The following is a 23074-nucleotide window of genomic DNA, read 5'->3' as shown; positions in this document are numbered from 1 at the left end:
GGACAGGACCGGCATCCCTGGTCGGGTTCGTGTCAGGATGGGACGGCGGCCAGTACGGCCCGGCGAAGGGAATGGCAATGACCGAACCGATCACCTCACCCCAGTCCAGCACAGTGCTGCGCGCATCGATCTGGGTCGCCATCGGGGCGCTCATCGCCGCGGCGGTCGTCTGCGTCGTGTGGGTGATCGTGGGGGACTCGAACGGCATCGTGGGCAAGGCGTTCCTCACCGTGCTGCTGCTCGCCGGCTTCGCGGGCGTGTCGATCATGGAGACCAACCTCGCCGCCCGCCGGCCCGCCTGGCTCACGCTCGCGAGCATGATCGCCTGGGTGCTGCTGCTGCTCATCGGCGCTTTCCTCATCTGGATGCCGGAAGAATCGTCGTACTACTCGGGCCCGGAGCGGTTCTTCAAGTTCATCCTGATCGGCCTGATCATCCAGGGCGCGCTGCTGCACGTGCGCCTCTATCTCAAGGCGTTCCTGCGGCACCAGACCACGTTCACGTCGATCGTGACCTACGTGACGATCGGGCTCGTCGTGATCCTCGGGGTCATGCTCGTGCTGCCGATCATGACTGAGGAGTACATCGACTACAAGTCGATCTACTGGCGCATCGTCGTCGCCCTCGCGATTCTCGCAGCGGTCGGCACGGCGCTGGTCCCGCTCGTCAACGCGCTGTTCGCGCCGAAGAAGCAGCGCCCCGCAGCGGCCGTGCCGTACGCGTCGCCGGCGCAGGTCCAGCAGTGGCCGACCTACGTCGACGGCGTCACGCCCCTGCCCGTGCTGCCCGATGGCCAGCCCGACTGGAACGCCTACTACACCGGTCAGCCCACGTACGCGCAGCCGGCCCTCGCAACGCCGATCCCGGCTCCCGCGCCGGTGGCCGAGATCGCGCCGGCGCAGCCCGCTCCCGTCGACCCGCTGGCACCGCAGGCGTACCCCGGCTACCAGGGATACCCGCCGGCCCCGCCGCTGCCGCCCCAGCAGTAAGCCTTCCGCGCGCGAAGCGCGGGTAGCGTGGAACCCGTGATGGATGCCGGGAACCTGCTGCCGCTCGCCGTCGAGATCGCCCGCGAGGCCGGAGATCTCGCCCGTCGGCGGCGCGAGGACGGCGTCGCGATCGCGGCGACGAAGTCGACCCTCGCCGACATCGTCACCGAGGCCGACCGCGAGGTCGAGGATCTCATCCGCGCGCGCCTCGCCGAAGCCCGCCCGGGCGACGGGTTTCTCGGCGAGGAGTCCGGGGTCGAGGAGGGGACGACGGGCGTCACGTGGGTCGTCGATCCGATCGACGGCACGGTGAACTACGCCTACGGCATCCCGCACTACGCCGTGAGCATCGCCGCGGTCACCGGCGAGGTCGCGCCCGGGCACTGGACGGCGCAGGCCGGGGTCGTGTTCAGCCCCGCGGCGGGCGAACTGTTCCGGGCTGCGCGCGGCGCCGGCGCGTGGCTCGGCGAGCGCCGGCTGAGCGTGTCGACGCCGTCGGATGCCGGCGCCCTGCTCGCGACCGGCTTCGGCTACGACCCGGCGACGCACGGGCCCGACCTCGACCGCGTGCGCCGCGTCATGCCGGCCGCGCGCGACCTGCGCCGGGCCGGCGCCGCCTCGCTCGACCTGGCCTATGTGGCGGCGGGGCGACTCGACGGATACTTCGAGCGCGGGTTGCATCCGTGGGACCACGCGGCCGGCGGGCTGCTCGTGATCGAGGCCGGCGGCACCCTGTGGGGTTCTCCGGGCGGCGCGCCGGGGCGCGACATGACCATCGCGGGGAGCGCGGGGCTCGTCGAGCGGCTGCGCATCCTCATCGAGGGATAAGAGATATATCGTCGGCGTTCACCCCATTCCCAGGTGAGAACCGATAGTGTTTACCTGATCGTTACCTTCGCCGCCCGAACGGCGCAGGCGATCGAAGCCCGAAGTACGTCGCCGCGCCCGTTCCCCCCGGCCGGCCCGACGAGAGCCGCGTATTGACCCCCGACACCACCACGGCTGACGCCGCGCAGACGCGCCGCGACCGCAGTCGACCCTCGGCGAGCACGCCGGGCGGTTCAGGTGTCCTCACGCGCGCCGAATATCGCCGCCTCGCCGCTGAGGCGGCGACCGAGTCCGTCGCTGTCGATGCGGCTCTCGAGCCGGTCGCCGCGATCGAAGCTGCGCCGGAAGCCGTTGCCGCGATCGACGCTGCGCCGAGATTCTCCGCCGAAGACGCCGCGCCGGCATTCCAGGCCGCCGATGCGCAACCCGAGTCGTACCGCCTCGATGAATTCGAGTCCGCGGCGCGGCTCTTCTCGTTTACGGGGGAGACCCCGCTGCAGCAGGCGGCTCCGGTCGCCGAGGAGGCCGCGGCATCCATCGCCACCGAGACCACCGGCACGACCGGGACGCCCGCGACGGATGCCGCGCACGCCGCACCGCGCCGCCCGCGGATGACCGGCGCCGCGTTCGTGAAGCGTGTGGCGGCGGCCTCGCTGTCGGTCGGGGTCATGGCGGTCGTGGGGCTGCTGGCCATCGGCACGACGACGCCCGCGGCGGCTGTCGCGGCGACGAGCACCGTCTCGAAGGACCTCACCGTCGCGTCGGCGTCGGCGGAACCCGCGGGGGAGATCCAGGCATTCGTCGCCCCGAGCGGCACGCAGACGAGCGCGCTCGATCGCCCCGAGACCTACAACGTCGCTTCGATGGCGGACATCGCCGCCGAGGGCGGCGTGACGATGTTCTCGGGGACGTGGGTCAACGACCCCAGCGCCAACATCCAGTGGCCGTTCCCCGTCGGCGTGCCGATCTCGGCCGCCTACAACTCGAACAGCTACCTGTCGGAGTTCTCGACGACGCACAACGGCGTCGACCTGACTCCGGGCGAGGGTGCCGAGGTGCACGTGATCGCGGCGGGTACCGTGCGCATCGCGACCGAGGCCGGCGGCGACTACGGCGTGACCGTCGTCGTCGACCACATCATCGACGGCCAGCTGGTGTCGACGCGCTACGCGCACATGCAGTACGGATCGCTGAAGGTGGAGCAGGGTGACACCGTCGAGGTGGGCGAGGTTCTCGGCACCGTCGGCCAGACCGGCAAGGCCACCGGCCCGCACCTGCACTTCGAGGTGCTGCTCGGCGGCACCACCTACACCGACCCGATCGCGTGGATGGAAGAGCACACGAGCGGCACGCACACCGTCGGCTGACCGATTCTGACGGAGCCGTTCGCTCTGATATTCTCGTCTCGTGTGTCCGCTCGCGGGCAGCATGCCCCGATAGCTCAGTGGCAGAGCACTTCCATGGTAAGGAAGGGGTCGTCAGTTCAATCCTGACTCGGGGCTCGTCTCCGGCTTCGGCCGGACGCGGCAGGGTAGCTCAGTTGGTGAGAGCGCACGACTCATAATCGTGAGGTCGCGGGTTCAAGCCCCGCTCCTGCTACAGACGCCCCGGAATCTCAACGATCTCCGGGGCATTCTCGTGTTCGAGGGTCCGCCGACCCCGCACAAACCCCGCACATTCATTCCCGACCCATCACAGCATCCAGCGCGCTCGCCGCCTTCGACCCGCCCACCGTCTTCGACATGTACACGCCCAACGTGAGTGAGGGGTCTGCATGCCCGAGGTACTCGGCAATATCCCGCGCGGATAGTCCCGCCTGATCGAGTGCCGTCGCTACCGTCTTGCGGAAGCTGTGGAACGTGTACGCCGCCAGCCCTAGCCTGTCCCGTGCTGCAGCCCAGTCGCGTGCCGTGTTCCTGGGGTCACGCAGATTGCCGAGCACCGTGGGGAACACCAGCCCATGAGGGTTCGGCCCGCCGTGCACGCGCCGATCGCCGAGGACGCCCACGAGCACGCCTGGCAGCGTGATCCGACGACTGCCGGCGTCTGTCTTCGAGTGATCCTGCCGGATGACACCACGCCCAGTCGCGCGCACCACATTCGCCCGGATCGTTACCACGCCGGCACCGAGGTCGACATCCTCCCATGCCAACGCCAGGGCCTCGCTGATCCGAACGCCCGTGCCGGCGACGAACTCGACGACGTCGACAAGGTCAAGCTCCCGCATCCTCTCATCACCGCGCACCGCCACCAGCAGCGCCGGCAGCTCGTCGAGCGGTACGGCCGTCGCGCCCTTCGCCTTTGCCTTTCCGAGCGCGAGCTCGCGCACAGGGTTCTGTCTGATCGCATCCGAGCGAGTGGCGAGCCCCATCATCCCCGACAGCACCGCCCGCGCCGTCTTCGCCGCGCCCGCCCCGTGCTCGAGGCGCACGGCATCAAGGAAGCGCTGCAGCCTCTCTGGCGTGGCCTCCATGATCCGCACATCGCCTAGCCGCGGCAGAATGACCCGCTCCACGCTGTACGTGTACGCCTCGATCGTCCGCGGTGCCCGGTCAGCCTTCGACGCGAGGAACCGCGCCGAGAGATCTCGCATGCTCGTCTCCCGCCGCACCTCGACGCCCGTCGACAGTTGCGCGTCGGCGAGCGCCCGCTTCAGCGCGGCCTCTGCCTTCGCCCTCGAAGCGCCGAAGCGCTCGACCTGACGCAGCCGCCCATCCTCGAACCGAAACCGTGTACGAGCCCGCCACAGGCCATGTGCCCGAGGGTCCGCCGGAGGAGGCTCAAGCACAACCAGGCGCCGCCGGCCGCCATCGGATGCGGTGGCGTACGCGACCGCATCGATCGTGATCCTGCCGTAGCTACTGAGCGGAGTCCGCGGCCGCGGCATGAATGGCCTCCTCGATCTCCTTGACGAGTCGGCGAGTCGCGTGCCCGCGGCGCTGCGCGCTCATGTCGCCAGCATCCGAGGCAGCCTTCTCGTCGAGCGACTGCGCCCACAGCGAGTTGGCCCACATCTTGACCGCGTTGGCGCTGATGCCAAGCCGTCTCGCCGCGCGGTTCTCCGCGAGCGACGTAGGCTCCAGCTCCAGCTCGGCTGCCCGTCTGAACGACATCCCGGGCGGCATCGACTTCACCGTCGCAACCACCTTCTCCACGTCGAGGTTGAGCTTCTCGGCATCAGGGAGCACTGAATCCATCTCCGCGTCCCCCGCACGATCCGAGTCGAAGAGTAGGCAGAGGTCCGAGAGGTTGGCGCTCCACGAAGCTGTGATCGCGACGGCATCGCTCGGCACGATATCGCGAAGCGATGTCACGACGAGGTTCCTCCCGCCCGTCGTGAGAGCGGCAACAACCACGAGCAGCGTCTGCAGCGTCGGCTCCAGACGTCCGTTCTCCAGCTCGCTGACGCGGGAAGTCGTCCAGTTGAGGCCATACGACCGCACCCGCCGCGCGAGCTGATCCTGAGACAGCCCCCGCGCTTCACGCAGGTTGCGCACCCGCATTCCGATCGTGTCTTCACCCTGCACATCGCCGACCCTATCGGATGAAGTAGCCAAATGGTGGAAACCCTGCTATCTTCTGAGGCATCCAGCAGTTGGATACTTGATTCTGAGACTAGGAGTCCGCACATGACAACGACCGACCCCGCGGAGATCCTGACCCGCGCCGAAGTCGCCGAACTCACACGCATTTCCCTCGCGACACTCGCGCGCTGGGCGGGTGAAGGCTCCGGCCCGAAGTTCCGAAAGGCCGGCGGGCGGGTGCTCTACCGCCGCAGCGACGTCCTCGCCTGGCTGGACTCGCTCGAGGCCGGGGGCAGCGCCGACCAGCCGATCGCGGCGAGCGCATGAGCCGCGCGATCGTCCGCCGGCATGAGAAAGGCCCCGGGGTCGAGCCGGGGCCAGTGACCAAACCCATGAGAGAGGAAAGATCAATGAACACCCTACAGAACACCACCGACACCGAACCGGACACGATCGTCGTCGACGCGAGGTTCGCCGGCGGCGCCCTCATCGTCACCGCGACGACGCTGCCCCACGACGACAGCATCGAGTCGGTCCGCCTCACCGGCCCCGGCTTCGACCTCGCCCTGTTCCCCCACGAAGCCGCAGCGCTCGCCGCAGCTCTAGGCCGCGCTACTCGCACCGCCGCACGCCGCGCCCGGCAGCTGCGGCGCCCGGTCGACGTCGACGCGCAGCTGCGCGAGCTGGAGGGCTGACCGATGGGAAACCTGATCGACCTGCGGGACGTGTACACCGCGGACGAGCGGCACGGGCTGCCGATCGTCGTCACGATGACGACCACCGGGCAGCGCGTCTCCATCGTCGAGCGCGACGGCAAGCGCTACCGCGACGCCGCACGGCTGAGCATCAAGCGTGTGGGCGACGTCGACGCGATCGTCATCGAACTCCTCGAGGGCGCCGTGACCACGGACCTCGAGGACTTCCGCGCCGCAGCTCGGGAAGTGCGTTCGTGCGGCCACCCGTGGCGGGGTCCAGCTATCGGATGGCGCGCCGTCGACGGCGCGCTGGACTACCGGAACACTCTGACCCGTCATGAGCGCATCCACGAGAGTTCGCCGGCTGTCCAGCGTTGCGACGTCGACGTGTGCCCTGAGAGCTGGCACGGCGGCGACGACAAGCACGTCGCGCTGACGATCCTTCGCGAAGCCCCCGCCGCCGGCTACTCCATCGAGGTCGCGATGGACGTGAACGATGAGGACGGCCGCGGTTGGTACGTCGACGTCTACGCCGACGAGTTCTACGGGACCGCCGCCGACACGGCACGCTTCGCCGCAGACCTGCAGCACGCCGCAGAGGCATGCGCCCACGCCAACGCGCTCTACCGCGACACGACGCCGCACGTGCCGATCGAGATCGCGAGCTGAACGATGACATCGCTCAGCCACGTCGACGCCCCGCGCCCCGCAACAGCGTCGGAACGCGCCCGGCTGCTCTGGGGCCCGGGCGCTGGCTCGTTCGACGCCGACAGGGCCGCGCTCGCCGGGTTCGCGGCCGACACGCGCGCCCGCGGCTGGTCTCCGAAGACGCTGAAGACGTACGACTCTCTGCTGCGCACCACGGCCGCGGCGATCGGCCGGCCGCTGCTCGAGCTGACGACCGCCGACCTGCGGATCCACATCGGCCGCGACGGGATCAAGAACAGCACCCGCAACACGACCCGGGCAGCGCTCGCCGCGTTCTACCGGTTCGCGGTCTGGTTCCCCGCCCGCGCCGGCCGCGCCGGTCACATCTCGGGCCCGGCCGTCACCGACCTCATCGGCGACGCGATCCGCCGCGCCGGGATCACCGACCCGAAGCTGACACCGCAGTCGCTGCGTCACGGGTTCGCGACGAGTCTCGTCGATGCCGGCGTCGACATCCGCGTCATCCAGGAGCTCATGATGCACGAGTCGCTCGGCTCGACGCAGATCTACGCCGGCGTCTCCGAGAAGCTCATGCGCGACGGCATCCACCGGCTCCCGTCCCGCAGCATCCCCCAGCACGCCGCGAGACCACCACGGGCGGAGATCTGATGGTCTGGCACGAAGACCTCCCGTCCGCGAACATCTCGCTCATCCCCGTCGACCTCGCGCTCGTCTACTGGGTGATCGTGCAACGCGGCTCCGCCGTCCACGACAGCGTGTTCGCCGACTACCAGGCGCTCGCCGACTCCCTCCCCGGCGGCCGCCGCATCGGCAGGATGTGGGTGTACGCGGCGCTGCACCAGCTGACCGTGGTCGGGCTCATCGAGGTCGACCCGATCGCCGGCAGGTCGCACCGTGGGAACAAGGCCCGCAGCTGGCGGCTCACCGCCGACACCGAACCGCACCAGGTGCACGTGCCCGGCGGCCGCTGGCTCTCACCCGCTCAGGTGTGCGAGCACGTGCCCGGGCTGACCGTCCGGCAGCTGCGCGGCTGGCGGGAACAGCACCGCGGGCCCCGCTACGCGAAAGCCGGCCGCACGATCGTGTACCACGAGCGCCACGTCGACGAGTGGCTACACAGCACCACGGTCAGCATCGAAGGACCGCAGGGCTGACGTGGGCTACCGGCTGGTCGAAGAGGCGTTCGCGTTCGTGAGCGCGCACAACAAGCGTGCCCGAGCTGAAAACGATCGGCAGCTCGGGCCGCTCGAGGTCGCCGTGCTCGTCCGCATGGCGCAGCGCGCACGCGACGACGACCCGCAGCCGACCTACAGCGAGCACCGAGCCGCCCTGCTCGACGCGCTCGGCATCGAAGACGACAACAACAAGTCGGGTCGCGCGCGCGTCCAGCGCGCGCTCAGCGCGCTAATCGCTGCCGACGCGGTCGGTGCCCCGTCTCGGGCCCATCGGGGATTGACGCCCCGCTACAGCCTCTCCTATCAAGGGGGCCACCAGTGGCCCCCTTACGACGAAGAAGGGGGCCACCAGTGGCCCCCTTACGACGAAGAAGGGGGCCACCAGAGGCCGGAAAGGGGGCCAACCATGGCCCCCGGAGTAACAAGGAATAACACACCAGCGCGTGCGCCCGCGCACGCGCACACACGCGCGCACGCGCGCGAGACCCTCGATCCCATCCCCACCACCGGCGAGCGCTCGCCGAAGCCGTACCCCGCGCAGTGCGACGACCACCAGCACGGCCCGCACACCGCACCGTGCGCCGCATGCGGCGCCGCGCGAGTCGCCGACCGCGCCGCGAGCCGCGGCGCTCGCGCGGCGAAGCGTGCCGCGTCCCGACGCACCTACCGCGTCGTCAACGGCCGCCGCGTCTGCGACAACCAGCCCCACCAGCTCGCCGGCGACGGCAGCTGCGTCTACTGCGAGATCCGCGCCGACGACGCGGCCGCTTCCCTCATCGAGATCGGGATACCCGCATGACCACGATCTACGACTGCCGCGCCCGCCGCCACAAAGTCCTCGCCGGCGACGGCATCTGCGTCCTCTGCGGCCGCCGCGGTGTCACCGACGCCCGCCACCTGCAACCCGCGCTGCAAGTCGACACCGCCACCCCGGCGCCGACCGCCGAGCCGTCCCCGTTCGACTGCGCCACCGGCCGACACAAGGTCCTCGCCGGCGACGGCATCTGCGTCCTCTGCGGAGCCCAGAACGTCGCCGACGCCCGAACGATCGGCGCGACAGCATGAGCAACCGGCCCGGCCGACCGCCGGCGACCTCCCCTGCCTACACGGCACTCACCGAAGCGCTCGCCGCCTCGGCAACACCGCCCCCGTGCGCCGACGACCCACGGTTCACCGCCGACCACGACGAGCTCGCCCTCCAGGAGGTCGACTACCTCACGATGTCCCGCTGCTACAGGTGCCCCCTACGACCGCTGTGCCGCGCGTACGGCGACGAAACCCGACCCGCCGCCGGCATCTGGGGCGGCCGCACCTACCCCGCCAAGGAGAAGCCGTGACCGACCCGCGACCATCCGACGACGCGATCGCACTCGTGCGAGCCTTCACCGGCGGCGACCCGCTCACCGCCGACGTCATCGTCGCGATGGATCTCCACGAGTTGCAGGACTGCGTGGGGCGGCTGCTGCAGCTGATCGCCTTCACGGTGACGCCCGCCCAGTTCGCACGCTGGCAGGAGCTCGTGCAGCAAGACGGCGGCCACGGGTGACGGTCAATCCTGAACGGTACATCGTGCCGGGCGCGCCGGTCGTGATGCTGACCCCGACGATGTGCCGGTTCCTTGTCGGGTACACCGACATGCTCGAGGTCTACCAGCGGTACCGCGGAGCGAACGACCAGGTCGACGCGTGCGTCGCCGCGATCCGCGCCGTCGACAAGCACGCACGCCCCGACGCGACTGGGACCGGTTCCGCACCCGGAACCCCGCCAGCGAACCATGCGGAACCCGCTGCACGATGGGTCACGACCGGACAAGCCGCAACCCGCCTCGGGATCACAGAACGCGCAGTACGCAAGCGCTGCACCGCTGGGCGCATCCTCGGGGCCCGACTCTCCGGCGGCCGTTGGCAGATCCCCGCCGACAGTCTCACCACACTCTGAGAGGAACACAGCATGGCCAACACATTCGCGGGCAAGACCGCCGCCGACGTCGAACGGAGCACCACCGCCCGCGCGAAGAAGCACGCCGCGCTCATCAAGCGAGCCGAGACCGACCCCGACAGCCTCACCGAAAGCGAGCGCACTCTGCTCGAGGGAGTCCGCGACGTCGAGGCGCAGGGTGAGCTCCGTCTGCGCGAACTTTCCGTCCGCACCGCGTACGAGACGCGCACCGAAGAACAGATCCGTGTGGAGAATGACGCGCTCCGGTTCGCTCACGAGACCGTGGGCAACGCTGACACCCGTGCATTCGAAGAGGAGGGTGGCATCGGCGCGCAGCTGCGTAACGCGATCCGCACCCGCAGCAACGAGCCGCTGACCTTCACCGCACCGCGCCGCGAGATGCGGTCGGGCTACCAGCCGGGCATCGAGCGGCGCACACTCGTCACATCGTCCGGCGGGGGACTGATCCGCACGTCGTTCTGGAACCAGCTCGTCATGTCGATGGTCGAAAGCTCCGCGATCCTCGCCGCCGGCGCCACCATCATCTCGAGCGAGACTGGCGAGGACCTGGTCGTTCCCCGAGTGTCTGCCCTGTCGACCGCGTCGATCGTGGCAGAGAACACCGTCATCCCGACCAGCGACCCCACGTTCGGACGCCTCACCCTCAACGCCTACAAGTACGGATTCATGCTGCAGGTCTCCCACGAGCTCGCCAACGACGCCGGATTCGACCTCGAGGGATTCATCTCGACACAGGTCGGCATGGCGATCGGCAACGGGTTCGGGGTCCACGCGATCACCGGCGACGGCACCGGCAAGCCCACCGGCATCCTCACCGGCGCAACCGTTGGCATCACCGGGCCGACCGGCACGTCGACGAGCTTCGGCAACCAGTCCACGGCCGGGCAAGGCGGTGACCTGCTCATCGACCTCGCCGCATCGCTCGCGGAACCGTACCAGCGCAGCAAGGCCGCAGCATGGCTCATGCGCGGCACGACCCTCGCCGCGATCAAGAAGCTGAAGACCTCGCAGGGCGACTACGTGTTCAACTCCGACGTCATCCCCGGTTCCGGCTCCGCCGGCACGATCCTCGGCAAGCCCGTGTACATCGACCCAAACATGCCCGCTATCGCGCCCAACGCGACGTCGGTGCTGTTCGGCGACATCTCCCGATACTGGGTACGCCAGGTCGCCAGCATCCGCCTCGACCGCAGCGAGCACGTCGGCTTCGACCGCGACCTCATCACCTACCGCGGCCTCGCACGCATCGACGGTGCGCTCATCGACCCGAACGCGGTCAAGACCTTCAAGCACTCCGCGACCTAACGCCCGCGCGTCAACCTCACCCCAGCCACCAGGTGCTTCTCCTCGCGCTTGATGCACCACCCCCGGCGGCACAGGGGAAAGGAAGGGCAACTCCACATCGGACCTGCGCGCAACCATGATGCTGCGCACCCAGCCCGGGCGAGAATCCCAGAGGGGTGCGCAGCATCATCCCCCTCCGCTCCCATTCCTGCGCCGCACGATGCATCCGCACGGCCCGAGCCTGGATCACATCATCGAGCTGCAGTTCGACGGCGACCCGTTCGATCCGTCGAACCTGCGGCCCGCGCATCTGGGCTGCAACGTGAGGAAGTCGAACCGGCTTCGCGCCCTCGCCCGGGCGACCGTGACCAGTCCTGCGCGTGTCGGTCGCGCGCGTGTCGTCGTGACCTCGCGCGGACGCGTGAAGCGATCGTCCGAAGCGCTCGACAGGTAGCGCGGTGGGTGCGGAATACGTATGTGGTCGGGAGTTTTTTCCCGTCAGTGAGTATAGAAGACCCGCGCCTCGATCATTTTTTTTGCGTACGAGATGTCTGGAGTAACGGCTCACTCGTGTGCACAGGGGCTATGCCAACCCCGCACAAACCCCGCACATTGGGAGCGAAGGCGTGGGTCGGGCTGATATCGCTTGACCGCCCCATGACTGGGGGACGCTACTGTCTGATACCCCGCACAAACCCCTGATAGAAGGGCCGACCTAATCGTGAGGTCGCGGGTTCAAGCCCCGCTCCTGCTACAGACGAAACGCCCCGCAAGGGGCGTTTCGTCGTTGCGCGAGCCGTGCGGGCTGGCCGTTCGGGAGGATGAAAACCCCGGCATCCATCCTCCCGAGCGTGCTTTTCCTCCCGAAGTACGGCTGGCGCCGCGGACAATACGGCGGATGCCGCCCAGCGCTGCCGTCGCGTCAGCTTCCCGCGAGCTCCTCCAGCACGGCCATGGCGGCGTTGTGGCCGCCCAGGCCGCTGACGGCGCCACCGCGCCGCGCACCCGACCCGCACACGAGGATGCGCTCGTGCGCCGTCGCGACGCCCCACCGCTGCGCCGGAGTGTCGCGCGGCGCGTCGTCCTCCAGGAAGGGCCACGACAGCGGGCCGTGGAAGATGTTGCCGCCGGGCATGTGCAGCGCCCGCTCGATGTCGAGCGTCGTCTTGGCCTCGATGCAGGGGCGGCCGGCGGCATCCGTCATCAGGAGATCTTCGATCGGCTCGGCCAGCACCGAGTTCAGCGACGCCAGCACCGCGGCCTGCAGGCGCTCGCGCTGCGCCTCGTTGTTCTCCGGCGTGACGACGGAGCCGTCGGGCACGTGCAGCCCGAACACGGTCAGGGTCTGCGCGCCGGTGGCCGCCAGCTCGTCGCCGAGGATCGTCCGGTCGGCGAGCGAATGGCAGTAGATCTCGCAGGGGAGGGATGCCGGGATCTCGCCCGTCGCCGCCTCGTCATACGCCGTCTGCAACTGTGTGTACGTCTCGTTGATGTGGAAGGTGCCGCCGAAGGCCGCCGCCGGCGCGATGGAGGCGTCGCGCAGTCGCGGCAGGCGCTTGAGGAGCAGGTTCACCTTGATCTGCGCGCCCCGCGGCTTCGCCTGCCGGTCGGACGCGGGCGTACCGAGCAGTTCGTCGAGCACGGCGGGGGCGACGTTCGCGAGCACGTGCCGTCCGGAGACCTGCTCCTGCCCGGTCGGCGTGCGGAAGGTGACGGTGCCGTCGGGGTCGATGGCGGTGACCTCGGCATCCGTGCGGATCTCGGCGCCGGCGGCGCGCGCGACCGCCGCGAGCTGCGTCGTGACGGTGCCCATGCCGCAGATCGGGACGTCCCAGTCGCCGGTCCCGCCGCCGATGACGTGGTACAGGAAGCACTTGTTCTGCTGCAGGTCGGTCTGGCCGGCGGTCGCGAACGTGCCGATGAGCGCGTCGGTGAACACGACGCCGCGCACGAGGTCGTCGCGCACGTGCGACTCGATGAACTCCCCGATCGGTCGCTCGAACACGGCGTGCCACAGCTCGTCGTCGCCGACCGCGGCGCGGGCCTCGCTGCGCGTCGGCAGCGGTTCGGTGACGCTCGGCCACAGTGCCTCGGCGACGCGGGTCGTGTCGTCGTAGAGCGCGCGGAACCCGTCCGCGTCGTCGGGCGCGCCGATCGCGGCGAAGGACGCATCGGTGACCGACGGGTCGGTGCGGTCGATGAGCAGACCCCTGCCGGCGGGGTCGCCGGGCACCGGCGTGTACGACGCGTAGCGGCGGCGCGCGAGGCGGATGTCGAGGCCGAGGTCGTCCTGGATGCGGCGCGGCATGAGGCTCACGAGGTAGGCGTAGCGCGAGAGCCGGGCATCGAGCCCCGCGAACGTGCGGGCGCTGACGGCCGCGCCGCCGGTCGACCCGAGGCGCTCGAGCACGAGCACCGAGCACCCCGCCTTCGCCAGATAGGCCGCGGCGGTGAGGCCGTTGTGGCCGCCGCCGACGATCACGACATCGTGGGTGAGGGAGTTCTGGGTCATGCTGCCAGGGTAGCGACCGGGCTCCGACGGTGTCGGCGTCCGGCGTGGGCATCGACCGCGCGTGCTCCTGCCCGACCTCGCCGCGGCGTCCGGCGCGGCGAGGTCGGGCAGGCCCGGTCAGTAGTAGACGCCGACCGCCTCTTCCGCTGCCTGCGAGCGCAGCCACGTGATGGAGTCGTGCCGGCCCCAGGCGTAGAAGACCGCCGACCCCACGGCCACCAGGATCGAGTCCCACGGCTCGCCGATGATGTTCGCTCCGCCGAAGGATCCGACGGCCGAGACGACGAGGATGAGCGCCATGTAGGCGATGAACCAGATGCCGTGGCGCAGCAGCGCGGGCGTGAAGACCTTGCGGTCGCGCATCATCACGAAGATGGCGATCGGGATCGAGATCGCGAACAACGCGACGCCGAGCCAGACCTGGTTCCACCCCGACCAGAACAGGATGAGGCCCGAGATCACGAAGGACAGCGGTGCGACAACGCCCATGCCCCTCTTCATCCACGGCTGCGCCTTCAGCCGCGGGTCGTGGCTGCTCACGCCCGCCGCGACGGCGATGACTGAGTAGCCGACGGCGAAGAAGAAGCCGAGCGATGCCACGAGACCTTGCCACGACTGGAAGACGAAGAGGAAGATGAGCGAGATGACGAGGTTGACGGCGAGCGCGTTGGCGGGGATGCCGGTCTTCACGCTGACGTTGGCAACCCAGTTCGGCAGCAGCCGGCTCTGCGCCATCCCGTAGGTCTGCCGGGCACCGAGGCCGATACCGAGCAGCATGCTGCCGGCGGGGGAGACGACGGCATCGACGAGCAGCAGTTGCGCAAGCCAGCCGAGGCTCAGCAACGTGGCGAGCTGTGCGAACGGCGAGTCGAAGTTGATCCCGCTCCATCCGCCTTCCGCAAGCAGTTCTGACGGCACGGTCCACAGATACGAGATCTGCAGCAGCAGGTACAGGGCGAATGCCGCGCCGAAACCGATGAACGTGCCGAGCGGGATGTTGCGGCGGGGGTTGGAGGACTCCCCGGCCATCACGGCGGGGGTCTGGATGCCGCCGAACGAGTAGATCATGCCGGCGCCGATCACGGCGGAGAGGATGCCGGCACTTCCGTACGGCGCGAACCCGCCACCGGTCGCGACGTTGGTCGAATCGAACCCGGACGCGAGCAGCAGGACGATCGTCAGCAGCGGGACGACGATCTTGAAGACGGTGATCGCGTTGCTCACGCGCGTCATGAGGAGGACGCCGAACCAGTTCAGGACGGTGAAGATCACCAGCACGAGTGCGGCGATCACGAGTCCGATCATGCTGAGCTTGCCGTCGCTGACCAGCTGCGGCCACCAGTTGCTCGCGTATTGCAGTAGTCCGGATGCCTCACTGGGGTTGCCGAATGCCGTTTGCAGCAGCAGCACCCAGCCCATCATGATCCCCATGAACGGGCCCGAGAGCATCGACGGCCAGCGCGTGTTTCCGCCGGCGATCGGACGCGTCACCCCGAGCTCGATGAAGGTGAGACCGACCATCGTCGTGGCGAGGGCTGCGATGCACCAGGAGACGAGCGCGGCGGGTCCCGCCATGCCTGCGGCGTAGTGCGCCGCGAACAGCCACCCGGATCCGACCATTCCGGTGAACGTCAGCAGAGCCAGCGAGAGCCAGCCGACGCGTCGTTTGAAGTGCCGATCCTGTTCGTCGATGACGGCGGCTGTGATCGTGATGGGTTCGACGTTGTTGGTGGGATCTGTTGTCGAGGCGGAAGACATGGATGCCCTTTCGTTCGGTTTCAGCAGGGCCGTCCAACGCTTCGCGGCCCTGGTGCTCGGGTGCAACAATTCGTGGAACGCATAAACGAGGTGTTGACAGGCAGATCGTATCAACGTGAAATTGAATCTCACAACAGTTTGTGTAAATCTCTGATTACGCATCGCGGAGGAGGCAGAAATGGCGCAGACATGCCCCGGCCCGGTGTCGCACGACGGCCTGGCATCGCACGACGGCAGCAGGGGCACCGCCGACGAGAGGAGCCTGCTGATCCGTCTGCTCAGCTCGCTCGTGGACGCGCTCGGCAGCGCCCTGCCGCCCCACAGCGAAGTGCTCGTGCACGATCTGGGCAAGCTGCCGAACTCCATCGTCGCCATCCACGGCGATCTCACGCACCGCCGTGTCGGCGACCCCGCCACAGACCTGCTGCTCGCCGCGGCCCGGCGTGGCGATCTGCAGACGCGGATCGGCTACGAGACGCGTCTCGCGGACGGCCGGCGGCTGCGCTCGTCCACCGTGATCGTGTGCGGTTCGGTCGGCGAACCGATCGCCGCGGTGTGCGTCAACAGCGACCTTTCGGGGTGGGAGGCGATCCATCAGCTTTCTGCGCTCATGCTCGCGGGAGCGGCCGCGACCGAGCCGATGCGTGACGCCGGATCCGCGCTCGATGGCGACTCCGAGGAACTGTTCACGGCGGACGTCGACGAACTGGCCATGCACCTGATCGCGCGCGCAACGGCGGCATCCGGCATCCCCGTCGAACTCATGCGCAAGAAGCACAAGATCGAGATCGTCCGCGAGCTGGAGCTGCGCGGATTCTTCATGCTCAAAGGCGCCGCGGACAAGGCCGCGTCGGCCCTGCGCGTGAGCCGGTTCACGATCTACAACTACCTGAACGAGATCTCCGACGGCGCGCAGGCCTCGGGGGAAAGGAATCAGCATGACCGAGTTCGCGCGTCGTATCGACGCCACGACGATCGAATCGCTGCGCGCCACCGGCGCCTCCAAGTGGTCGGCGACCGATGGCAGCATCGGTGCGTTTGTCGCCGAGATGGATTTCGGGATCGATCCGCACGTCACCGCCGCGCTGCACCGTGCGGTCGACGACAGTGCCTTCGGGTACATGCCCAAGGGCATCGCCGCAGACCTGTCGGAAGCGACGGCCTCGTTCGTCGGGCGCAGATACGGGTGGACGGTCGCGCCCTCGGACGTGTGGGCGGTCCCCGACGTCATCATGGGCCTGGAACTCGCGATGGAGCACTGCTCGGAGCCGGGATCGAAGATCATCGTGCCGACGCCGTCCTACATGCCGTTCCTGATGGTCCCGCCGCTGCGCGGACGCGAGGTCATAGAGCTGCCGCTCGTCGTCCGCGACGGCCGCTACGAGTTCGACCTCGACGCCCTGCAGCGCGCGTTCGACGAGGGTGGAGGGTTGCTGATCCTGTGCAACCCGTACAACCCCGTCGGTCGCGTCTTCAGCCGCCAGGAGCTCGAAGACATCGCCACGGTCGTCCAGCGCAACGGCGGTCGCGTCTTCTCCGACGAGATCTGGGCCCCCCTCGTCTACAGCGGATCGGTGCACGTCCCCTACGCGACCGTCTCGGCGGCAGCGGCAGCGCACACGATCACGGCGATGAGTGCGTCGAAGGCGTGGAACCTGCCGGGGCTCAAGTGCGCCCAGCTGATCCTCACGAACGACCACGACCGCGAGACCTGGGCGCGGATCGGCCTGTTCGCCGGCCACGGCACGAGCAACCTGGGAGCCATCGCGAACGCCGTGGCGTTCCGCGACGGAGATCAGTGGCTTGCCGACCTCGTGCCGTATCTCCAGGGCAACCGCGACCGGCTCGTCGAGTTGCTGAAAGAGGAGATTCCCCAGGCGTGGATGCCGGTGCCCGAGGGCACGTACGTCGGCTGGATCGATTTCCGCGGCATCGGACGCGGCGATCGGCCCGCGGAGTTCTTCGGCCGTGAGGCGGGCATCACGCTCACCGAGGGCACGATGTGCGGCGTCGCGGGCGCGGGCTTCACCCGCCTGATCTACGCGACGCCCCGGCCGATCCTCGAGCAGATCGTCCGATCGCTCGGTCGTTCGCTGCGCACCCCCGCCGCGGCCTGAGGACGCAGTGGCCATGAGCATCATCGACGCCACGCCCGGCATCGCCGTCGCCGACCTCCACCGCATCGCGGCCGCGCCGGCCGGTGCCGCCCCGTCGTTCGCGGCCGCCGTCGTCGTGGACGATCTCGTCTACACCTCCGGGCAGCTTCCGCTCGTCGACGGCGCGCTGACGGCCGTCGGTCTCGTCGGACGAGACATCGCCGTCGAGGAGGCGGCGATGGCGGCGCGAGCGTGCGCGGCCAACGCGCTCGCCGCCGCCGCGACCGCAGCCGCGGGCCGGCGAATCGAGCGTGTCGTGAAGATGACCGGGTTCGTCGCGTCGGCGCCGGGGTTCAACGATCAGCCGGCCGTCATGAACGCCGCCAGCGCGTACCTGCACGAGGTCTTCGGCGCTGCCGGCGAGCATGTCCGCTCCGCCATCGGCGCGGCGTCGCTGCCGCGAAACGCCGCGGTGGAGGTCGAACTCGTCGTCAGACTCGTCCGCGACTGAGTCCGCCCGCACCGCCGGCGGACCCGTCCGGAACGCCCGTGTCGGAACCCGGCGTTAGCATTGACCGTCCCTGCTCCTGGACGGAAGATCTCGCATGCTCGGAAAGCTCCTGGTCCGCTACCTGCGGCCCTACCCGTGGTGGTTGCTGGCGGTGCTGGTCTTCCAGTTCGCGTCGGCGATGGCCTCGCTGTATCTGCCGCGCCTGAACGCCGACATCATCGACAAGGGCGTCTCGACCGGCGACACCGGCTACATCTGGTCGCGCGGTTTCCTCATGCTCGCAATCGCCCTGGGGCAGATCGTCGCCTCGGTCATCGCCACCTTCTTCGCGGCCCGGGCCGCGATGAGCGCCGGCCGCGACATCCGCCGCGACGTGTACGAGAAGGTGAGCGGCTTCTCCGAGCGCGAGGTCTCGGCGTTCGGCGCCGGCACGCTCATCACGCGCAACACGAACGACGTGCAGCAGGTGCAGATGCTCGCGATGATGGGGGCGACGATGCTCGTCACGGCGCCGCTGCTGGCCATCGGCGGCATCATCATGGCCCTGCAGCAGGATGTCGGGCTCAGCTGGCTGATCGGCGTGGCGGTGCCCGTGCTGCTGCTGGTCGGCGGCCTCGTCATCGCGCGGATGGTGCCGCTGTTCCGCCGCTATCAAGACCGTCTCGACAACGTGAACCGCATCATGCGCGAGCAGCTGACCGGCGTGCGCGTCGTGCGCGCCTTCGTCCGCGAGCGCGTCGAAGAGGAGCGGTTCCGCGCGGCGAACACCGACATCTTCGTCGTCGGCCGCAAGGTCGGTTCGCTGTTCGTGCTCATCTTCCCGCTCGCGATGCTCGTGCTGAACGTCACGGTCGTCGGCGTGATCTGGTTCGGCGGCATCCAGGTCGACGCCGGTCACGTGCAGATCGGCACCCTGTTCGCGTTCATGCAGTACGTGGGGCAGATCCTCATGGGCGTGCTCATGGCCACCTTCATGACGATCATGATTCCGCGCGCCGCCGTGTCGGCCGACCGCATCGGCGAGGTGCTCGAGTCGAACGATGCGCTCGCGCGTCCCGAGCATCCCGTCGCCGCGTTCCCGACCCCGGGCGCGCTCGAGTTCGACGACGTGTCGTTCACCTATCCGGGCGCCGAGTCGCCGGTGCTGCAGGGCATCTCGTTCACGGCGGATGCCGGTGAGACCGTCGCGATCGTCGGTTCCACCGGTTCGGGCAAGACGACGCTCGTCTCGCTCATCCCGCGGCTGTTCGACGTCACCGGCGGCACCGTCCGCGTCGGCGGGGTCGACGTGCGCGAGGCCGACCTCGACGTCATGTGGAAGGGCATCGGCTACGTTCCGCAGCGGGCCTTCCTGTTCACCGGCACCGTGGCGTCGAACCTGCGCTTCGGGCGCGAGGAGGCCAGCGACGACGAGCTCTGGGCGGCGCTCGCCATCGCGCAGGGCGCCGACTTCGTCGCCGAGATGCCCGGCGGCCTCGGCGCGCGCATCGCCCAGGGCGGCACGAACGTCTCGGGCGGTCAGCGTCAGCGCCTGTCCATCGCGCGCGCGATCGCGCACCGCCCCGACATCCTCGTGTTCGACGACTCGTTCTCGGCGCTGGACGTCGCCACCGACGCGCGGCTGCGCCAGGCGCTGTGGCGAGAACTGCCGCAGGTGACGAAGATCGTCGTCGCGCAGCGCGTCTCGACGATCACCGACGCCGATCGCATCATCGTGCTCGACGACGGCCGCATGGTCGGGTCGGGCACGCACGACGAACTGCTGGCCACGAACGAGACGTACCGCGAGATCGTCCAGTCGCAGTTGGGAGTGGACGCATGAACGCGCGTCGCGCAATGAGGAAGGTGAACGCATGAGCGCCCCGGACGCGGCAGCCCTCTCCGAGGAGGAGCGCTACGAGGCCGAGCTCGCCGAGCAGGCGCGGCTGAACTCCGGCGATTGGGACTCGGTCAAGCCCGGCAAGGCCGCGAACTTCCGCGAGAGCTTCTTCCGGATGATCGGCCTCCTCGCCCCGTTCAAGTGGGCGTTCGCGTTCGTGTCGGTGCTCGGCGCCATCGGCGTCGTGCTCGCGGTGATCGCGCCGAAGGTGCTGGGCGAGGCGACCAACGTCATCTTCGAGGGCGTGGTGTCGGCATCCCTCGGGGGGAACTTCCCGGCCGGCACGTCGCAGGCACAGGTCGTCGAGGCTCTCCGCGCGGCGGGCCAGACCGACATCGCGAACCTGATCGCCGCGATGAACGACTTCCAGGTCGGCGCCGGGGTCGACTTCGACCGGCTCCGCCACGTCGTCGCGGCCGTGCTCGCGATCTACGTCGCCTCGGCGGTGCTGACATGGCTGCAGGGCTACGTCATCAACGTCATCATGGTCCGCACGATGTGGCGGCTGCGCGAAGACGTCGAGGCCAAGCTCAACCGGCTGCCGCTGTCGTACTTCGACCGCGTGCAGCGCGGCGAGCTCATCTCGCGCGTCACGAACGACATCGACAACATCACCCAGACGATGCAGCAGTCGCTGTCGACCGCGGTCACGAACGTGCTCACCGTCGTCGGCGTGATCGTCATGATGTTCTCGATCTCGTGGCAGCTCACGATCGTCGCACTCGTCGCCCTGCCGCTCATGGGCGTCATCTTCGGGGTCATCGGCCCGCGCTCGCAGAGGGCTTTCAACCTGCAGTGGCGCAAGGTGGGGCGCCTGAACGCGCGCGTGGAGGAGTCGTTCTCCGGTCACGCGCTCGTGCGGGTCTACGGTCGCGAGAAGGACGCGCGGGAGAAGTTCCAGAAGGAGAACGAAGAGCTCTACCAGGCCGCGTTCACGGCCCAGTTCCTCTCCGGCCTGATGATGCCGGCGATGATGTTCATCGGCAGCCTCAGCTACGTCGGCATCGCGGTGCTCGGCGGGCTCATGGTGGCATCGGGCCAACTGCGTCTGGGTGACGTGCAGGCGTTCATCCAGTACTCGCAGCAGTTCACGCAGCCGCTGTCGGAGCTCGGCGGCATGGCCGCCGTCGTCCAGTCGGGCACGGCCTCGGCCGAGCGGGTCTTCGAACTGCTCGACGAAGACGAGCAGGATCCGGATGCCGCCGACGCCCCCGCGCTGCGGGACGGCCGCGGGGTGATCGAGTTCGAGCACGTCGCGTTCTCGTACTCGCCCGACAAGCCGCTCATCCGCGACCTGTCGTTCCGCGTCGAGCCCGGGCAGACCGTCGCCATCGTCGGCCCGACCGGCGCGGGGAAGACGACGCTCGTCAACCTCCTCATGCGCTTCTACGAGCTGGACGGCGGGCGCATCCTGCTCGACGGACAGGACATCGCGGCCCTCACGCGTGATGACGTGCGCGCACGGACCGGGATGGTCCTGCAGGATCCGTGGCTGTTCGCGGGGTCGATCCGCGACAACATCCGCTACGGCAAGGAGTCGGCATCCGACGAGCAGATCGTCGACGCCGCCGTCGCCACGCGCGTCGACCGCTTCGTGCACTCGCTGCCCGCCGGCTACGACACGATCCTCGACGAGGATGCCGCCAACGTCTCCGCCGGCGAGAAGCAGCTCATCACGATCGCGCGCGCCTTCGTGGCCGAGCCGAGCGTCCTGATCCTCGACGAGGCGACGAGCTCGGTCGACACCCGCACCGAGCTGCTGCTGCAGCACGCGATGGCGGCTCTGCGCGAGGGGCGCACCTCGTTCGTGATCGCGCACCGGCTTTCGACGATCCGCGACGCCGACCTCATCCTCGTGATGGAGCACGGCGACATCGTCGAACAGGGCACGCACGACGAGCTCATCGCGGCCGAGGGCGCCTACTGGCGCCTGTACCGCTCGCAGTTCGCGCAGGCGGCCACCGGCGACGACGGGGCGGTCGCGGGGGATCACGACCCGGGAGCGGCGCCGGAGACTGCGTCGCCCTGAACCGCGCACCCGCTCGCCGAGCGGAGACCGAGAGGAGCGCCATGCGGGTTCTCGTCGCGGTCGACTCGTTCAAGGGGTCGATCGGCGCACCGGCCGTGGCCGCCGCCATCGGCGCCGGCTGGAGTTCGGTGCGGCCCGGCGACACCGTCGATCTGCTGCCCCTCGCGGACGGCGGCGAAGGCACGGCCGAGGTGATCGCGGCGGCCACCGCCGGCGCGGTCGTGCACGAGGTGGCCGCCGTCACGGGGCCGGACGGCCGAAAGGTCACCGGCGAGTGGGTCGAGCTTCCCGGCGGCGTCGCCGTCGTCGACCTGGCGCAGATGTCCGGTCTTCCGCTCATGCGCGAACTCGACCCGAGAGGCGCGACGACGCGGGGGCTCGGCGAGGTGGTGCGCGCCGCCGTGGAGTCGGGCATGTCCGAGGTCTGGATCGGGCTCGGCGGCAGTGCGTCGACCGACGGCGGCGTCGGAGCCCTGCGCGCGCTGGGGATGCGGGCGCTCGACGCGCGGGGGTGCGAGGTCCCCGATGGCGGCATCGGCCTGCGGGAGCTGGATGCCGTGGACCTCTCGGGCCTGCTCCCGATCCCTGGCGGGGTCAGGCTCCTCACCGACGTGACATCGCCCCTGACCGGCGCGGCCGGTGCCGCCGCCGTCTTCGGACCGCAGAAGGGTGCCGACCCGGTGCAGGTCCGGATCCTCGATCGCGCTCTGGCGCGGCTCGCCGACGTGCTCGGCGCGGATCTCGGCGTGGATGCCGAGACTGCCGGGGCGGGCGCGGCCGGCGGCACGGCCTTCGGCTTCGCCGCCGTGTACGGTGCGGCGATCGTGCCGGGCGCCGACGAGGTCGCGCGCCTCACGCGGCTCGACGAGCGGATCGCCCTCGCCGACCTCGTCATCACCGGAGAAGGCGCCTTCGACGCGCAGAGCCGGCGGGGAAAGCTCGTCGGCAACGTGCTGACCCGGGCGGCGACCGCGGGAAAGGCGACGGCGGTGATCGCCGGGGTGCTCCGCGAGGATCCCGGGGTACCGGCGGTCGGTCTCGTCGAGCTGGCCGGCAGTTCGGAGGCCGCGCTGCGCTTCCCCGCGCGGTGGGCGCGGGCCGCCGGTGCGCGCCTGGCATCGACCTCGGCGGGCAGCCGGTCGGGGAGAGGGATGCCGCCGCGCTAG

Annotated in this window: 24 protein-coding genes, 2 tRNA genes and 1 pseudogene; 23 read left to right on the top strand and 4 right to left on the bottom strand. The window is 69.5% G+C overall.

Annotated elements, in window-relative coordinates:
• Positions 1 to 77: 77 nt before the first annotated feature.
• The 5 genes from QM720_RS02030 (at position 78) to QM720_RS02010 (ending at position 3416) form a co-directional block, all read left to right on the top strand.
• A complete protein-coding gene (locus QM720_RS02030; protein WP_415124500.1) occupies positions 78 to 989 on the top strand; it encodes a hypothetical protein in 912 nt (303 codons plus the stop codon).
• 39 nt (positions 990 to 1028) lie between these two features.
• A complete protein-coding gene (locus tag QM720_RS02025) occupies positions 1029 to 1817 on the top strand; it encodes an inositol monophosphatase family protein (RefSeq protein ID WP_415127773.1) in 789 nt (262 codons plus the stop codon).
• 152 nt (positions 1818 to 1969) lie between these two features.
• Positions 1970 to 3184 (top strand): M23 family metallopeptidase, encoded by a 1215-nt coding sequence (locus QM720_RS02020; RefSeq protein WP_415124499.1) that lies wholly within the window; start codon positions 1970 to 1972, stop codon positions 3182 to 3184.
• Between the two features lie 63 nt (positions 3185 to 3247).
• Positions 3248 to 3319 (top strand) — tRNA-Thr (locus tag QM720_RS02015).
• A 23-nt stretch (positions 3320 to 3342) separates the two neighbouring features.
• Positions 3343 to 3416: transfer RNA gene (locus tag QM720_RS02010), tRNA-Met, on the top strand.
• 79 nt (positions 3417 to 3495) lie between these two features.
• On the opposite strand, the gene QM720_RS02005 is transcribed toward QM720_RS02010, so the two are convergent.
• On the bottom strand, positions 3496 to 4704 hold the full coding sequence (locus QM720_RS02005; RefSeq protein WP_415124498.1) for a tyrosine-type recombinase/integrase: 1209 nt from the start codon (positions 4702 to 4704) through the stop codon (positions 3496 to 3498).
• Positions 4676 to 5320, bottom strand: a complete 645-nt coding sequence (locus tag QM720_RS02000) for a helix-turn-helix domain-containing protein (RefSeq protein ID WP_415124497.1) — start codon at positions 5318 to 5320, stop codon at positions 4676 to 4678. The genes QM720_RS02005 and QM720_RS02000 overlap by 29 nt, the downstream gene beginning before the upstream one ends.
• Positions 5321 to 5446: 126 nt before the next feature.
• On the opposite strand from QM720_RS02000, the gene QM720_RS01995 reads away from it, so the two are divergent.
• The 12 genes from QM720_RS01995 (at position 5447) to QM720_RS01940 (ending at position 11577) form a co-directional block, all read left to right on the top strand.
• On the top strand, positions 5447 to 5668 hold the full coding sequence (locus QM720_RS01995) for a helix-turn-helix transcriptional regulator (protein WP_415124496.1): 222 nt from the start codon (positions 5447 to 5449) through the stop codon (positions 5666 to 5668).
• 83 nt (positions 5669 to 5751) lie between these two features.
• A complete protein-coding gene (locus QM720_RS01990; RefSeq protein WP_415124495.1) occupies positions 5752 to 6036 on the top strand; it encodes a hypothetical protein in 285 nt (94 codons plus the stop codon).
• Between the two features lie 3 nt (positions 6037 to 6039).
• Complete coding sequence (locus QM720_RS01985; RefSeq protein WP_415124494.1) at positions 6040 to 6705, top strand: hypothetical protein; 666 nt, start codon at positions 6040 to 6042, stop codon at positions 6703 to 6705.
• A gap of 3 nt (positions 6706 to 6708) precedes the next feature.
• Positions 6709 to 7353, top strand: coding sequence for a tyrosine-type recombinase/integrase (locus tag QM720_RS01980; protein WP_415124493.1), 645 nt, complete (start codon positions 6709 to 6711; stop codon positions 7351 to 7353).
• Positions 7353 to 7859 (top strand): helix-turn-helix transcriptional regulator, encoded by a 507-nt coding sequence (locus QM720_RS01975; RefSeq protein WP_415124492.1) that lies wholly within the window; start codon positions 7353 to 7355, stop codon positions 7857 to 7859. The genes QM720_RS01980 and QM720_RS01975 overlap by 1 nt, the downstream gene beginning before the upstream one ends.
• A 1-nt stretch (position 7860) precedes the next feature.
• Complete coding sequence (locus QM720_RS01970) at positions 7861 to 8679, top strand: hypothetical protein (RefSeq protein WP_415124491.1); 819 nt, start codon at positions 7861 to 7863, stop codon at positions 8677 to 8679.
• The gene (locus QM720_RS01965; protein ID WP_415124490.1) at positions 8676 to 8945 is read left to right on the top strand and encodes a hypothetical protein; all 270 of its coding nucleotides are present in this window, start codon (positions 8676 to 8678) and stop codon (positions 8943 to 8945) included. Before QM720_RS01970 ends, QM720_RS01965 begins: the two co-directional genes overlap by 4 nt.
• Positions 8942 to 9217 (top strand): WhiB family transcriptional regulator, encoded by a 276-nt coding sequence (locus QM720_RS01960; protein WP_415124489.1) that lies wholly within the window; start codon positions 8942 to 8944, stop codon positions 9215 to 9217. The genes QM720_RS01965 and QM720_RS01960 overlap by 4 nt, the downstream gene beginning before the upstream one ends.
• Positions 9214 to 9426, top strand: a complete 213-nt coding sequence (locus QM720_RS01955) for a hypothetical protein (protein ID WP_415124488.1) — start codon at positions 9214 to 9216, stop codon at positions 9424 to 9426. Before QM720_RS01960 ends, QM720_RS01955 begins: the two co-directional genes overlap by 4 nt.
• Entirely contained in the window at positions 9423 to 9818 is a 396-nt protein-coding gene (locus QM720_RS01950) for a helix-turn-helix domain-containing protein (protein WP_415124487.1), read from the top strand. The genes QM720_RS01955 and QM720_RS01950 overlap by 4 nt, the downstream gene beginning before the upstream one ends.
• A gap of 12 nt (positions 9819 to 9830) precedes the next feature.
• Positions 9831 to 11144 carry a phage major capsid protein gene (locus QM720_RS01945; protein WP_415124486.1) on the top strand — a complete coding sequence of 438 codons (1314 nt, stop codon included), beginning with the start codon at positions 9831 to 9833 and terminating at the stop codon, positions 11142 to 11144.
• A 115-nt stretch (positions 11145 to 11259) separates the two neighbouring features.
• Positions 11260 to 11577 carry an HNH endonuclease gene (locus QM720_RS01940; RefSeq protein ID WP_415124485.1) on the top strand — a complete coding sequence of 106 codons (318 nt, stop codon included), beginning with the start codon at positions 11260 to 11262 and terminating at the stop codon, positions 11575 to 11577.
• A gap of 468 nt (positions 11578 to 12045) precedes the next feature.
• On the opposite strand, the gene QM720_RS01935 is transcribed toward QM720_RS01940, so the two are convergent.
• The gene (locus tag QM720_RS01935; protein WP_415124484.1) at positions 12046 to 13635 is read right to left on the bottom strand and encodes a phytoene desaturase family protein; all 1590 of its coding nucleotides are present in this window, start codon (positions 13633 to 13635) and stop codon (positions 12046 to 12048) included.
• 117 nt (positions 13636 to 13752) lie between these two features.
• Positions 13753 to 15393 carry an APC family permease gene (locus QM720_RS01930; protein WP_415124483.1) on the bottom strand — a complete coding sequence of 547 codons (1641 nt, stop codon included), beginning with the start codon at positions 15391 to 15393 and terminating at the stop codon, positions 13753 to 13755.
• 178 nt (positions 15394 to 15571) lie between these two features.
• Between QM720_RS01930 and QM720_RS01925 the strand changes: the two are divergent.
• The 6 genes and pseudogenes from QM720_RS01925 to QM720_RS01900 all read left to right on the top strand — a co-directional run.
• A pseudogene (locus QM720_RS01925) lies at positions 15572 to 16228 on the top strand (helix-turn-helix transcriptional regulator); the annotation flags it as partial.
• Between the two features lie 103 nt (positions 16229 to 16331).
• On the top strand, positions 16332 to 17510 hold the full coding sequence (locus QM720_RS01920; protein WP_415124482.1) for a MalY/PatB family protein: 1179 nt from the start codon (positions 16332 to 16334) through the stop codon (positions 17508 to 17510).
• 13 nt (positions 17511 to 17523) lie between these two features.
• Positions 17524 to 18000 carry a RidA family protein gene (locus QM720_RS01915; RefSeq protein ID WP_415124481.1) on the top strand — a complete coding sequence of 159 codons (477 nt, stop codon included), beginning with the start codon at positions 17524 to 17526 and terminating at the stop codon, positions 17998 to 18000.
• A gap of 94 nt (positions 18001 to 18094) precedes the next feature.
• Entirely contained in the window at positions 18095 to 19822 is a 1728-nt protein-coding gene (locus QM720_RS01910) for an ABC transporter ATP-binding protein (protein WP_415124480.1), read from the top strand.
• Positions 19823 to 19853: 31 nt separating this feature from the next.
• Positions 19854 to 21908: an ABC transporter ATP-binding protein gene (locus QM720_RS01905; RefSeq protein ID WP_415124479.1), complete on the top strand. Its 2055-nt coding sequence runs from the start codon at positions 19854 to 19856 to the stop codon at positions 21906 to 21908.
• Between the two features lie 41 nt (positions 21909 to 21949).
• Positions 21950 to 23074 carry a glycerate kinase gene (locus QM720_RS01900; RefSeq protein ID WP_415124478.1) on the top strand — a complete coding sequence of 375 codons (1125 nt, stop codon included), beginning with the start codon at positions 21950 to 21952 and terminating at the stop codon, positions 23072 to 23074.

It is taken from the genome of Microbacterium sp., assembly GCF_047602155.1.
Lineage (GTDB): Bacteria > Actinomycetota > Actinomycetes > Actinomycetales > Microbacteriaceae > Microbacterium.
The sequence above is the reverse complement of the archived record's forward strand: the minus strand, read 5'-3'. Positions and strand labels throughout refer to the sequence as shown.

What these genes read in the sequence shown, in the direction of transcription:
- QM720_RS01900 (WP_415124478.1), top strand. Translation starts at nt 21,950, where the DNA reads ATGCGGGTTCTCGTCGCGGTCGACTCGTTCAAGGGGTCGATCGGCGCA.
- QM720_RS01945 (WP_415124486.1), top strand. Translation starts at nt 9,831, where the DNA reads ATGGCCAACACATTCGCGGGCAAGACCGCCGCCGACGTCGAACGGAGC.
- QM720_RS01975 (WP_415124492.1), top strand. Translation starts at nt 7,353, where the DNA reads ATGGTCTGGCACGAAGACCTCCCGTCCGCGAACATCTCGCTCATCCCC.
- QM720_RS01960 (WP_415124489.1), top strand. Translation starts at nt 8,942, where the DNA reads ATGAGCAACCGGCCCGGCCGACCGCCGGCGACCTCCCCTGCCTACACG.
- QM720_RS02030 (WP_415124500.1), top strand. Translation starts at nt 78, where the DNA reads ATGACCGAACCGATCACCTCACCCCAGTCCAGCACAGTGCTGCGCGCA.
- QM720_RS02025 (WP_415127773.1), top strand. Translation starts at nt 1,029, where the DNA reads ATGGATGCCGGGAACCTGCTGCCGCTCGCCGTCGAGATCGCCCGCGAG.
- QM720_RS01920 (WP_415124482.1), top strand. Translation starts at nt 16,332, where the DNA reads ATGACCGAGTTCGCGCGTCGTATCGACGCCACGACGATCGAATCGCTG.
- QM720_RS01905 (WP_415124479.1), top strand. Translation starts at nt 19,854, where the DNA reads ATGAGCGCCCCGGACGCGGCAGCCCTCTCCGAGGAGGAGCGCTACGAG.
- QM720_RS01915 (WP_415124481.1), top strand. Translation starts at nt 17,524, where the DNA reads ATGAGCATCATCGACGCCACGCCCGGCATCGCCGTCGCCGACCTCCAC.
- QM720_RS01980 (WP_415124493.1), top strand. Translation starts at nt 6,709, where the DNA reads ATGACATCGCTCAGCCACGTCGACGCCCCGCGCCCCGCAACAGCGTCG.
- QM720_RS01930 (WP_415124483.1), bottom strand. Translation starts at nt 15,393, where the DNA reads ATGTCTTCCGCCTCGACAACAGATCCCACCAACAACGTCGAACCCATC.
- QM720_RS01965 (WP_415124490.1), top strand. Translation starts at nt 8,676, where the DNA reads ATGACCACGATCTACGACTGCCGCGCCCGCCGCCACAAAGTCCTCGCC.
- QM720_RS01995 (WP_415124496.1), top strand. Translation starts at nt 5,447, where the DNA reads ATGACAACGACCGACCCCGCGGAGATCCTGACCCGCGCCGAAGTCGCC.
- QM720_RS02005 (WP_415124498.1), bottom strand. Translation starts at nt 4,704, where the DNA reads ATGCCGCGGCCGCGGACTCCGCTCAGTAGCTACGGCAGGATCACGATC.
- QM720_RS01935 (WP_415124484.1), bottom strand. Translation starts at nt 13,635, where the DNA reads ATGACCCAGAACTCCCTCACCCACGATGTCGTGATCGTCGGCGGCGGC.
- QM720_RS02000 (WP_415124497.1), bottom strand. Translation starts at nt 5,320, where the DNA reads ATGCGGGTGCGCAACCTGCGTGAAGCGCGGGGGCTGTCTCAGGATCAG.
- QM720_RS01990 (WP_415124495.1), top strand. Translation starts at nt 5,752, where the DNA reads ATGAACACCCTACAGAACACCACCGACACCGAACCGGACACGATCGTC.
- QM720_RS01940 (WP_415124485.1), top strand. Translation starts at nt 11,260, where the DNA reads ATGATGCTGCGCACCCAGCCCGGGCGAGAATCCCAGAGGGGTGCGCAG.
- QM720_RS01985 (WP_415124494.1), top strand. Translation starts at nt 6,040, where the DNA reads ATGGGAAACCTGATCGACCTGCGGGACGTGTACACCGCGGACGAGCGG.
- QM720_RS01910 (WP_415124480.1), top strand. Translation starts at nt 18,095, where the DNA reads ATGCTCGGAAAGCTCCTGGTCCGCTACCTGCGGCCCTACCCGTGGTGG.